Origin of the sequence: Marinobacter sp. (assembly GCF_052094685.1) — a bacterium.
GTDB lineage: Bacteria > Pseudomonadota > Gammaproteobacteria > Pseudomonadales > Oleiphilaceae > Marinobacter.
In genome coordinates, this window is sequence record NZ_JBQDKB010000104.1 from 1 (window position 1) to 11,519 (window position 11,519).

The window sequence follows — 11,519 nt, forward strand, 5'->3', positions numbered from 1 at the left end:
CCACACTTACTATCCCCACAAGACAAGCAAGTCGCACAACCATCCATCACAATCACCGCCTTGGTGCTGCACTTGCTGCACATGGTGGAGTTGGGGGGGAAGTCGCCGGCCTTGTCGTCGTTGGTGGCCTTGGCGCTGGTGGATTCAAACTCCGCACGCTTTTCGGCGAGGATGCGCTTGGTGGTTTCGCTCATTTCCTCGCTTTCCATCAGGCCAACGGCCTTCAGGTGTTTCTCGATAACGGCACCAATTTCAGCTACCAGGGAGGGCATGAATACGCCGCCTTTTTTGAAGTAGCCGCCGTTGGGGTCGTATACGGAGCGCAGCTCTTCCACCAGGAAGGTCAAATCGCCGCCTTTGCGGAATACCGCAGAGATTACGCGGGTGAGGGCGATTACCCACTGGAAGTGTTCCATGGATTTGGAGTTGATGAACACTTCGTACGGCTGCCGGCTTTCGTGGTCTGTGTCTTCGTTCAGCAGGATGTCGTTAATGGTGATGTACATGGCGTGCTCGGCCACGGGCGGCTTGATTTTGTAGGTGGTGCCTACCAAAAAATCCGGCCGCTCGATGTATTCATTCATCTGAACCAGCTGGGTTTCTGGCTGTGCTGCGGCCTGCGGTTCGCTAGGCGCGTCTGTGTCGGCTTTTTTTACCCGGTAGCCGACGATTTTGTTGCTGATTTTAACTGTCATGTCTTCTGTCCTGTGTCGGTGTTCCGGATCAATATTTTCCGTAGGTGCCTTCTTTAAGCGCGTCAAACAGGTTGGCGGCGGTGTGCATCTCGCCATCATATTCCACCTGCTCGTTGCCCTTTAGCTCCACCTTGCTGCCGTCGTCTAGGGTGAACTCGTAAAGAGTGTTTTCAAGATCTGTTTCTTTAACCAGTACGCCCTGGAAGGCTTCCGGGTTAAAGCGGAAGGTGGTGCAACCTTTCAGGCCCATGTCGTAGGCGTAGAGGTAAATGTTCTTGAAATCCTGATACTTAAAGTCCGTCGGTACGTTGGCGGTTTTGGAAATCGAGGAATCTACCCATTTTTGTGCGGCGGCCTGGATGTCTACGTGCTGTGCCGGGCTAACGTCATCTGAGGTGGTGAAGTAGCTTGGCAGTTTTTTGTCTTCGTCTTCTGAGAACGGCATGGCACTTGGGTTAACCATGTGGCGATAAGCCAGCAGCTCGAAGGAGAATACGTCGACTTTTTCTTTGGTCTTGCGGCCTTCGCGAATCACGTTACGGGCGTAGTGGTGTGAAAAGCTTGGCTCTATGCCGTTACTGGCGTTGTTGGCCAGCGACAGGCTGATGGTGCCGGTTGGTGCAATAGAGGTGTGGTGGGTAAAGCGGCCACCTTTTTCAGCCAGGGCTTCTACCAGCTTGGGCTCTACGCTGGCAATTTCTTGCATGTAGCGGCTGTATTTGGCGTGCAGTACGCGGCCTTTCAGTTTGTCGCCGAGTTTGTAGCCATCTTTCGCCAACTGCGGGCATTTACCCATCATTTTCGGGGTAATTTCAAAATCGTCGTTCATGATTGGGGCTGCACCTTTTTCTTCCCCAAGGGCAAGAGACTGGCGCCAGCCTTCTACGGCCATTTCCTGAACCACGTCTTCAGTGAACTGTACAGATTCTGCCGAACCATATGGCATACGCAACATGGCAAGGGTTGAGCCCAAGCCCAGAATACCCATGCCGTGGCGGCGCTTGTAGGTGATTTCATGGCGCTGCTCTGGCAATGGCAGGCCGTTGATTTCTACTACGTTGTCCAGCATGCGGGTGAAAATGCCCACAACCTTGCGGTACTTTTCATAATTGAAGCTGGCTTTGTCGGTGAACGGGTAGTCCACGAACATGGTCAGGTTCACAGAGCCCAGCAGGCAGCTGCCGTAAGGGGGCAGGGGCTGCTCGCCGCAAGGGTTGGTGGCGCGAATGTCTTCACAGAACCAGTTGTTGTTCATCTGATTGACCTTGTCGATCAGGATGAAGCCAGGCTCTGCGTAATCGTAGGTAGAGGTCATGATGGTGTCCCAGATGAACTGGGCTTTCAGGGTGCGGTAAATGCGGCACGCCACCTTGCCTTCTTCGTTAACCACGTAGCCGTCCAGCACTGGGAAGTCGCGATAGACGAACTGGGCGGTATCTGTGAGGTCCAGGCCTTCGTCTTCTGCTTCTTTCTCGGTAACCGGGAAGGAGAGGTGCCAGTCGTCGTTGTTGCGAACGGCTTCGATGAAGTCTTCGGTAATCAGTAGCGAAAGGTTGAACTGGCGCAGGCGGCCGTCTTCACGCTTGGCCTGGATGAAATCGATAACGTCTGGGTGGTGAACGTCAAACGTGGCCATTTGCGCACCGCGACGGCCACCGGCTGAAGATACGGTAAAGCACATGCGGTCGAAGATATCCATGAAGGACAGCGGGCCAGATGTGGTAGCGCCGGCGCCTGCTACGTAAGCACCTTTAGGGCGCAGAGTAGAGAATTCGTAACCAATACCACAGCCAGCCTTGAGGGTGAGGCCTGCTTCGTGGTTTTTCTCCAGAATGTCGTTCATGGAATCCTGAACGGAGCCAGATACGGTGCAGTTAATGGTAGAGGTGGCAGGCTTGTGCGCTTCGGCGCCTGCGTTGGAGGTAATTCGGCCGGCAGGAATGGCGCCGTTCTTAAGTGCCCATGCGAAGTTTTTCATTTGCTCGGCGCGCACAGATTTGTTTTCAACTTGTGCTATGGCTGTTGCAACGCGCTGGAACGTGGCGTTGATGTCCTTATCTACGGCTTCGCCGGTTTTGGTTTTGAGCTGATATTTGGAGACCCAAATGTCGAGCGAAGTTTCCTGCATCGGAATCGTTGTAACCACTGCCTCTGCCTTAGCGTTCATTGCCACCCTCAATCTTCAAGTATTTCGGTTGTCGATGCACCGTTTGGCGGTGCCATGTTCCTGTAAAGCGCTGGTCGCACCTATATAGGTGCTAATCCCACTAAAATCACTATATGTGGGTTTATTTTTTGTGAGTATAACAGGATATAGTGGTTTGTGAATTTAAGCGGAACTATTGATAAGTGACTTACGGCAAAGAAAATCAATGGCAAATGGCTTGCAAGAAGGAAAACTTTGGTAAATCCGGTGTTTGGGGCTGTAATGCAAAAAGCGGGAGTCAGGCTCCCGCTTTTTCGTTAACCGAGCAGCAAGCTGTCGTCATCCACGGAAAGCCCGCGCTGTTTTTCAAACAGGTCCAGAAGATCTTTCACTTCCAAGCCTTCGCGATCCTTACCTTCAATATCAAACACCACCTGGCCCTGGTGCAGCATGACCGTGCGGGTGCCAACTTCCAGCGCCTGTTTCATGCTGTGGGTTACCATTAAAGCCGTCAGTTTTTGCTCTTCGATGATTTTGGTGGTGAGCGCCAACACGAAGGCGGCGGTTTTGGGGTCCAGCGCTGCGGTATGCTCGTCTAGCAGCAATATGTTGGACGGGGTTAGGCTTGCCATCAACAGGCTTACCGCTTGGCGTTGGCCACCGGAAAGCAGGCCCATTTTGTCGCTTAGGCGGTCTTCCAGCCCCAGGTTCAGGGAGGAAAGGCTTTCTCGAAACTGATCCATATACTGCTTTTTTACGGCGGCTCCCAGGCCGCGACGCTGGCCGCGCTTGATGGCAAGGGCCAGGTTTTCTTCAATGCTCAGGCCTTCACAGGTGCCTGCTAACGGGTCTTGGAACACCCGCGCCACACGGCCAGCCCGCTTATGGGTAGACAGCTTGGTAACATTCAGGTTGTCGACAACGATGGTGCCGCTATCAACCAGAACTTCACCCGCCAAGGCATTCAAAAAGGTGGATTTGCCGGCGCCGTTGCTGCCAATCACGGTTACAAACTCACCCTGATTAACCGTGAGGCTCATACCCCTAAGTGCAGGGTTTTCCAGCGGCGTACCTTTGCCGAAGGTAAGCTGGAGATCGGTTGCGCTGATCATATTGCCTCCTCAGGCTTTTTTGCGGGTAAGTTTGCTAACCAGCGAGTTACGGGCGCCGGGTAATACAATTGCCAGGGTAACCAGAATCGCTGTTATCAAATTCAGATCCTGGGCCTTGAAACCAAGGAAATCGGCGTTCAATGCCAGGGCAATGGCCAAGCGGTAAATGATAGCGCCAACCACGCAGCCGATTAGGGCGCGAATTACCGAGGATGGGGTGATAACCGCTTCACCGCCGATTAATGAAGCCAGGCCGATCACGATTACGCCAACACCCATGGTGACATCTGCTGCGCCTTGGCTTTGGGCGAAGAGTGCGCCGGCCAAACCAACCAAACCGTTAGACACCGCAACACCGAGAATAATCATGGCCCCGGTGGCTATGCCCTGGGCGCGGGCCATTCTGGCGTTGGCGCCGGTTGCGCGCATGGCCAAGCCGGTTTCAGATTTCATGAACCGCCACAAAAGAACCAGGGCGATGAACACCACAATCACAAATAGCAGTACCGGCACCTGATGGTAGGCGAGATCTAGCGAGTACCAAGGCGTGAGTACGGTTTCTTCGCCTAGAAGCGCGATGTTTGGCCTGCCCATTACGCGTAGGTTGATGGAATACAGGGCAATCATGGTGAGGATAGATGCCAACAGGTTCAGAATCTTCAGTTTTACGTTCAAGATGGCCGTTACCGCGCCAGCGGCCATGCCGGCGAGCACTGCGGAGCCTGTGGCCAGCCAAGGGTTCCAGCCTTCGATAATTAGAACAGCTGCAACGGCGGCACCAAGCGGGAAGCTGCCATCGACCGTTAAATCGGGAAAGTCGAGTACACGAAACGAGATATAGATACCGAACGCAACCAGGCCATAGATAAGGCCTGTCTCAATTGCGCCGTAAAATGCAATTTCACTGAGCATGGGTAAGATTCACTGTGAAAGAAAAACGGGCGGATCCTTTTGGGTTCCGCCCGTGTAGGTCAGGCGTTACTTATCGCTTTTAACGACTTTTTGAGCGTCGGCAATTACATCTTCCGACAGGGTGACACCCATGCGTTCACCGGCTTCCGGGTTCACGAACAGGTTAACTTTTTCCATGGTTTCAACGGGCATGTTAGCGGGCTTTTCGCCTTCAAGAATGCGCGCAACCATAACACCCGCTTGGCGGCCGTGATCGTAATAGTCAAAGCCCATGGCAGCAACCGCGCCGCGGGCAACCGTGGCTGTGTCGGCTGCAAACACCGGGATGTTGGCACGCTCGCCCACAGAGATAACGGCTTCAGCGGCGCTGATAACTGTGTTATCGGTTGTCAGGTAAATAGCATCGGCTTTGTCGACCAAAGAGCGAGCTGCGCCGAGTACTTCAGACGTTTTGGTGGCTGCACCTTTAACCAGGGTTAGGCCGCGGGCGTTTGCGCGCTCTTCCAGCAGATCAACCAATGCTACAGCGTTGGCTTCGCCTGGGTTGTATACGGTGCCGATGCGCTTGGCGTCGGGCATGATGCGCTGCACCATGTCCAAGTGTTGCTCAATGGGTACCATATCGCTCACACCCGTAATGTTGGCGCCCGGTGCCTCAGCACTTTTAACCAGCTTGGCGCCTACCGGGTCGGTTACCGCAGCAAATACCACGGGGATGTTGCGCGCAGCCGCAGCGACGGTCTGTGCCGAAGGGGTTGCGATGGCAACAATAACGTCTGGGCCTTCACCCACAAATTTACGGGCAATTTGGGCGGCGATGGCAGAGTTACCCTGTGCGCTCTCGTGCATAAGCTTCAGGTTGTCACCGTCTTTATAGCCCCGTTCAGCCAGCTCATCTTTTATACCCTGATGAACGGCATCCAGGGCCGGGTGTTCAACAATTTGCGTAATGGCGACAACACTTGGCTCTGCAGCCTGTGAAAGACTTGCCACTGCCATTAATGACGCGCCCAACAGGGTGCGTAGGGTTTTCTTGGCCATATGTCATCTCCGAGGTTTGTTGCTATTTTATCGACAGGTGCGGGAGTTTATCACAGCCCCGCCACGTTGGTGGTAGAGCATGCTAACGTGTCGGCTTGATTGGATATTTTGGGAAGAGTTTTTGCCCTGTTGGTTTATGTCACGCTTTGACGGGGCACAATGTGTTGAAATACCCTACTAAAGTCTAAATAATGCCCTTATAAATCAAATAACGAAAGCAAGGAAGATCCATGCAAGCAACAAACAAACTTCCCCTGGATATGGTCTATCACTGGGAGACGACCAAAGCGAACTCCCTATACCTGACTCAGCCCATTGGCAACGGAAAGGTGGTGGAGTACACGTGGGGAAGGGCGGTTGATGAGGCTCGTCGTATGGCGTCGTACCTCAAGTCACTGAACCTGCCTGAAAAAAGCCGTATCGGCCTGATGTCTAAAAACTGTGCGCACTGGATCATGACCGACTGGGCGATCTGGATGGCGGGGCATGTTTCCGTACCTTTATACCCAACGCTGAATGCAGACACAGTTAACTACGTGCTGAATCACGCCGAGTGTGACGTGTTGTTTGTGGGCAAGCTGGACGATTGGGATTTAATGAAGCCGGGCGTGCCGGAATCGGTTCGCTGCATTTCCTACCCCTTGAGCCCGCCCAACGATTTTGAAACCTGGGACGACATTGTTGCCAAGTTTCCGCCTTTGGAGGAGAACGTTCAACGCGACGGCGAGGAGATGGCGACGATCGTTTACACCTCTGGCAGTACCGGTCGGCCAAAAGGTGTCATGCTCAGCTTCCTTAACATGGCGCATTCGGCTGTGGGTGGTCTTGAGGTTCTGCAGGTTGGCTCTGATGAGCGCATGCTGTCTTACCTTCCCCTGGCTCACGTATTTGAGCGCACGTTTGTGGAGTTGGCTTCTGTGTATGCGGGTTTCCATTTATTCTTTGCAGAGTCTCTCGACACCTTTGTTGAGGATATGAAGCGCGCACAGCCAACGCTGTTCTTGTCTGTTCCCCGGCTGTGGGTTAAGTTCCAGCAGGGTGTTCTACAGAAGATGCCGCAGAAGAAATTGGACACGCTGCTGAAGATTCCTGTCTTGAACAAGCTGATCAAGAAAAAGATCCTGGCAGGGCTTGGGTTGGATAAGGCCAAGCTGGCGGGCAGCGGTTCTGCACCGCTTGCCAGTGATGTGCTGGATTGGTATCGCAACCTTGGCCTGGAATTGCTAGAAGGCTATGGCATGACAGAGAACTTTGCCTACTCCCATATCAGCAAATTTGGGCGTTCACGCACAGGTTATGTGGGCGAATGCATGCCGGATGTGGAAACGAAAATCAGCCCAGAGGGCGAAATTCTGGTTAAGAGCCCGGGCAGCATGATGGGCTATTATAAGGACGAAGAGAAAACCCGTGAATCCTTTACCGAAGATGGTTTCCTGAAAACCGGCGATCTGGGTGAAATCGATGAGCTGGGCCGTCTGAAAATTACTGGGCGTATGAAGGAAATCTTCAAAACCAGTAAGGGCAAGTATATTGCACCTGCGCCTATTGAGAATCGCCTGATGGCGCATCAGTCAATTGAGATGGTGTGCGTGTCTGGTGCTAATCAAACTCAACCTTTTGCCATGATTCAGCTGGCTGAAGGCGTAAGGCCAAAGATTGCTGATGAGACTTTTCGCAAAGAGCTCGAGGCCAGTTTCACTGAGCTTGTGACGCGTGTAAACAAGACCGTAGACCCCCACGAGCAACTGGCCTTTGTGATCATCGTGAGCGATGAATGGTCGATTGAGAACAGCTTTTTGACCCCAACGCTGAAGCTTAAGCGTAATGTTGTGGAAGACGCTTATGAAAGCAAAGTGAACGAATGGTATGCGAAGCGTCATAAGGTTGTTTGGCAGTAACGTGTCACCTTTTTTTGTTCTGAACAGGCCCGGCTCCGCCGGGCCTGATTCGTTTTAGAGCCGACATTGGTCGCATAGGGAAACGCGGATGGCGGGCATAGAATTAGCTTATATCAGGAGGGGCTTATGACTCAGCTTTCTGCATTCCAGAACCGCATTCATGCGGAAATTCCGCTTTCCCGGAATCTGGGAATTGAACTGCATTCTTGGGACGGCAGCGCGTTACTGATCAGTGCGCCACTTGAACCCAACACCAATCACCAGGGCACCGGCTTTGGTGGCAGTGTCTATTCAGTGGCCGTAACGGCGGCCTGGGGCCTTGTGGAGCTCGCGCTGGCCGATCTTGGTTTGAAGGGTGATGTGGTGGTGCAGACCGGCAGCATTGATTATCTTGAGCCAGTGAGCACGGACTTTTACGCGATCTGCCGTTTGCCCGGGGGAGAGGTTCCTGAGCGCTTCAGAAAAGGTTTGGCAAGGCACGGCAAAGCCCGGTTGGATCTGACTACTGAGGTGTTTTGCGGAACGCCGAACAACTCGCCAAAGGCTGATCCGGTGGCTGTGTTTCAGGGGCGGTTTGTTGTGCAGAATGCCCGCTCTACCATAGCGCCTCAGCTCTGAGGGTGGTATTAGGCCATTGAGCGGGTGTTGGAGATTGATCTGCTCATCAAAATGATAGGAACTATGCCGGCCAGTACAATAATGAGCGCCGGCAGAGCGCTGTGGTACAGGCGCTCGTCGGAAGCAAACTGGTATACGTAAGTGGCCAGGGTTTCAAAGTTGAATGGCCGAAGTATCAGCGTGGCCGGCAGCTCCTTCATGCAGTCCACAAACACCACCAGTGCTGCCGTAATTAATGTGCCGCGAAGCATGGGTAGGTGAACCTTCACCAGTGTTTTACCCGGGCTGTTGCCCAGTGAGCGGGATGCCATATCCATGCTCGGGGTTATCTTCTGCAGTGCGCTTTCTACGCTACCGGCAGACACCGCCAAGAATCTCACGGTATATGCAAACACGATGGCGAACGCTGAGCCGCTGAGTAGCAGGCCAGTACTCACGCCGAAATAGTCCCGCATCAGGCTATCTAGCCAGTTATCAAAACCCGCTAAAGGCACAATCACACCCACAGCCAGTACCGCGCCTGGCATCGCGTACCCCAGGCTTGAGAGGCGCATGAGCACTTGCATGCCGCGGGTGTTGTGAAGCCTGCGGCTGTACGCGAGGGTAACGCCGATTAATAGGGTGGTCAGTGCCGCTGCGCCAGAGAGAAACAGGCTGTTAAGGGTGTTGCGTATAAATACCGGGTTCCAGCTTTGGTCAAAGTACTCCCAGGCATAGACGCCCAGCGTGAGGCCAGGAATAACAAACCCAAACACCACAGGTACAGCGCAAACAGCAACGCAGATCAATTGCCGTGGGTACGACATGGTGAAGCGGCGAATTGGATCGCGGTTGTCCCGGGCGGCAAACTGCTGTTGACGCCGTCTGGAATAACGCTCCAGGGTAACCAGAATAACCACAAATATGAGCATGGTTGTAGCTATCTGAGCCGCACCGCCCAGGTTGCCCAGGTTCATCCAGGTATCAAATAGGCCGGCGGTGAGTGTTTGCACTGCAAAGAAATCGACGGTGCCGAAATCGTTCAGGGTTTCCATCAATACCAGAGAAAGCCCAACCGCAACGGCAGGGCGGGCGATGGGCAGAACCACTTTGAAAAACGTGCTCAGCGCCGAGTGTCCCAAGCTGCGGCTGACCGCAAACAATGAGGGGGATTGCTCCAGGAAGGCAGCACGGGCAAGCAGGTACACATAAGGGTAGAGCACCAGGCCGAGCATCAGCGTGGCGCCTTCTAAACTGCGGATTTCAGGGAACCAGTAATCGGCGGCGCTGGACCAGCCAAACACGTCTCTTAATGCGCCCTGGATTGGGCCGGCGTAATCCAGGAGGCTGGTGTAAACATAGGCAATAACATACGCCGGCACAGCAAACGGCAGCAACATGGCCCATTCGAAAAACTTTCGCCCCGGGAACTCGCACATAGTGACAGCCCAAGCGGTTGAAAGGCCTATCACCAATGTAATAGCGCCAACCCCTGTCATAAGCTTTAGGGTGGTTACCAGGTAGCGAGGCAGCGTGGTATCCATCAGGTGTGGCCAGATGTTTTCTTCGGGGAAGAAGGCCAGAAAAATAACGGATAAAACCGGTAGAGCGACGATGGCAGTGGTTAGCAGTGCACTGAAAAGCCAACGACGGGAGGTGCGCTTTGCCAGCAAGGGCTGGGTGAGCCCGGGGTTAACGCTGGTCGCGGCCTCGCTCATAGGGTTCCTGTTGTTGAAATTGATTGGATAGAGATATATCGAAGGGTGTCGATTGTAGTCAGCTCAAATAGCCGCTGCAATGACTGGAATCATTTGTGGGGCTGATTAAAAGGGAAAGCGAGGGCGGCGTTGCCACCCTCGCAAAGGCATTTACTCGCCGTCGTAGTCTACACGGTCAACTAACTTGACTGCCGCGTTACGATTTTCTGCAATATCGTGCAGAGAAAGGCTGTCTGGCTGGATTTCACCCCACTCTGCAACCAAACCGGTGGGCTTTACGTTCGGGTTTGCAGGGTATTCGGTGTTAGCCGTGGCGTAGATACCCTGGGCTTTCGGAGAGGATAGAAATTCCATCAGCTTGATCGCGTTGTCCCGGTTAGGGGCGCTTTTGGTCAGCGAAATACCACTGATGTTGATGTGGGTTCCGCGGCCATCTGCGTTCGGGAATACCAGGCGAACGGCTTCTGCGGCTGGGCGCTGATTCTCATCCCGCAGCATGTTGCCGTAGTAGTAGCTGTTGCCGATGGAGATATCACACACACCTTCAGAAATCGCTTTAATCTGGTCACGGTCGCCGCCCTGAGGCTTGCGAGCCAGGTTGTCTTTCAGGCCTTTTAGCCAGGTTTCTGTTTCAGCTTCGCCATGATGGGCGATCATGGATGAGATTAGCGCAATGTTGTACGGGTGCTTGCCGCTGCGGGTACAAATGCGGTTGTCCCATTTATCATCTGCAAGCTGCTCGTAGGTGGTGATTTCACCTTCTTCAACGCGCTCTTTGGAGGTGTAAATTAAGCGCGCTCGTGTGGTGAGGCCAATCCACTTGCCTTCAGGGTGACGCAGGCTTTCCGGAATGTTTTTATTCAGCACTTCGTTGTCCACGCCTTGAACCAGATCACGCTCGACCAGCTCGTTAAGGCGCGAGATGTCTACGGTCATAACCACATCGGCCGGGCTGTTTCGGCCTTCGCGCTCCAAGCGCTCAGCCAGGCCCTGCTTGGCGAACACCACATTGCTCTTAATGCCAGTCTCTTTTTCAAACGCGTTTAGAAGTGGCTCGAGAAGGTACGCCTGACGGTATGAGTAGATATTAACTTCGCCGTCTGCAGAGGCTGCAAGGGGGAGAGCGGTAAGGGCGATTGCCGCGGTTGCGACGAGTTTCATACGCATGGTGCCATCCTTAAGATGATTCTGGTTGGGTGTGCGTTTGTGATTGGGTATTGAATGGAGTACTGATTGAGAGTCACAAACACCTAAAAACGCCAACCATTCTCATTTGTGTTACGTGTAATGTCAATATTCCCTTTGGCGTACTTCTTTTAAAATAGTGCTATTCTCCTTAATATTATTCCTGGATTCAAGTATTAAGTGCAGCACCGCTCGTATCCAAGCCTCCTGAGTAT

At 53.4% G+C, this 11,519-nt stretch carries 9 protein-coding genes; 2 read left to right on the top strand and 7 right to left on the bottom strand.

Annotated features, from left to right (window positions below):
- The 5 genes from ACTH3S_RS15860 to ACTH3S_RS15880 all read right to left on the bottom strand — a co-directional run.
- Nucleotides 1–695 (bottom strand): TSCPD domain-containing protein (locus tag ACTH3S_RS15860; protein ID WP_441809981.1); only part of this gene is annotated, 695 nt, incomplete at its 3' end.
- A 28-nt stretch (nt 696–723) separates the two neighbouring features.
- Nucleotides 724–2,862 (bottom strand): adenosylcobalamin-dependent ribonucleoside-diphosphate reductase, encoded by a 2,139-nt coding sequence (locus tag ACTH3S_RS15865; protein ID WP_441809982.1) that lies wholly within the window; start codon nt 2,860–2,862, stop codon nt 724–726.
- Nucleotides 2,863–3,158: 296 nt separating this feature from the next.
- Complete coding sequence (locus ACTH3S_RS15870; protein ID WP_441809983.1) at nt 3,159–3,953, bottom strand: ABC transporter ATP-binding protein; 795 nt, start codon at nt 3,951–3,953, stop codon at nt 3,159–3,161.
- Nucleotides 3,954–3,962: 9 nt separating this feature from the next.
- Nucleotides 3,963–4,865 (bottom strand): ABC transporter permease, encoded by a 903-nt coding sequence (locus tag ACTH3S_RS15875; RefSeq protein ID WP_441809984.1) that lies wholly within the window; start codon nt 4,863–4,865, stop codon nt 3,963–3,965.
- 66 nt (nt 4,866–4,931) lie between these two features.
- Nucleotides 4,932–5,906, bottom strand: a complete 975-nt coding sequence (locus tag ACTH3S_RS15880; protein WP_441809985.1) for an ABC transporter substrate-binding protein — start codon at nt 5,904–5,906, stop codon at nt 4,932–4,934.
- Between the two features lie 230 nt (nt 5,907–6,136).
- Between ACTH3S_RS15880 and ACTH3S_RS15885 the strand changes: the two genes are divergently transcribed.
- On the top strand, nt 6,137–7,804 hold the full coding sequence (locus ACTH3S_RS15885; protein ID WP_441809986.1) for an AMP-binding protein: 1,668 nt from the start codon (nt 6,137–6,139) through the stop codon (nt 7,802–7,804).
- Between the two features lie 126 nt (nt 7,805–7,930).
- The gene (locus ACTH3S_RS15890) at nt 7,931–8,422 is read left to right on the top strand and encodes a thioesterase domain-containing protein (protein ID WP_441809987.1); all 492 of its coding nucleotides are present in this window, start codon (nt 7,931–7,933) and stop codon (nt 8,420–8,422) included.
- Between the two features lie 8 nt (nt 8,423–8,430).
- On the opposite strand, the gene ACTH3S_RS15895 is transcribed toward ACTH3S_RS15890, so the two are convergent.
- Entirely contained in the window at nt 8,431–10,119 is a 1,689-nt protein-coding gene (locus tag ACTH3S_RS15895; protein WP_441809988.1) for an ABC transporter permease, read from the bottom strand.
- 150 nt (nt 10,120–10,269) lie between these two features.
- On the bottom strand, nt 10,270–11,286 hold the full coding sequence (locus tag ACTH3S_RS15900) for a Fe(3+) ABC transporter substrate-binding protein (protein WP_441809989.1): 1,017 nt from the start codon (nt 11,284–11,286) through the stop codon (nt 10,270–10,272).
- Between the last annotated feature and the right edge of the window lie 233 nt (nt 11,287–11,519).

Coding starts and splice junctions, on each gene's coding strand:
- ACTH3S_RS15895 (WP_441809988.1), bottom strand. CDS start 10,119: ATGAGCGAGGCCGCGACCAGCGTTAACCCCGGGCTCACCCAGCCCTTG.
- ACTH3S_RS15875 (WP_441809984.1), bottom strand. CDS start 4,865: ATGCTCAGTGAAATTGCATTTTACGGCGCAATTGAGACAGGCCTTATC.
- ACTH3S_RS15890 (WP_441809987.1), top strand. CDS start 7,931: ATGACTCAGCTTTCTGCATTCCAGAACCGCATTCATGCGGAAATTCCG.
- ACTH3S_RS15865 (WP_441809982.1), bottom strand. CDS start 2,862: ATGAACGCTAAGGCAGAGGCAGTGGTTACAACGATTCCGATGCAGGAA.
- ACTH3S_RS15880 (WP_441809985.1), bottom strand. CDS start 5,906: ATGGCCAAGAAAACCCTACGCACCCTGTTGGGCGCGTCATTAATGGCA.
- ACTH3S_RS15885 (WP_441809986.1), top strand. CDS start 6,137: ATGCAAGCAACAAACAAACTTCCCCTGGATATGGTCTATCACTGGGAG.
- ACTH3S_RS15900 (WP_441809989.1), bottom strand. CDS start 11,286: ATGCGTATGAAACTCGTCGCAACCGCGGCAATCGCCCTTACCGCTCTC.
- ACTH3S_RS15870 (WP_441809983.1), bottom strand. CDS start 3,953: ATGATCAGCGCAACCGATCTCCAGCTTACCTTCGGCAAAGGTACGCCG.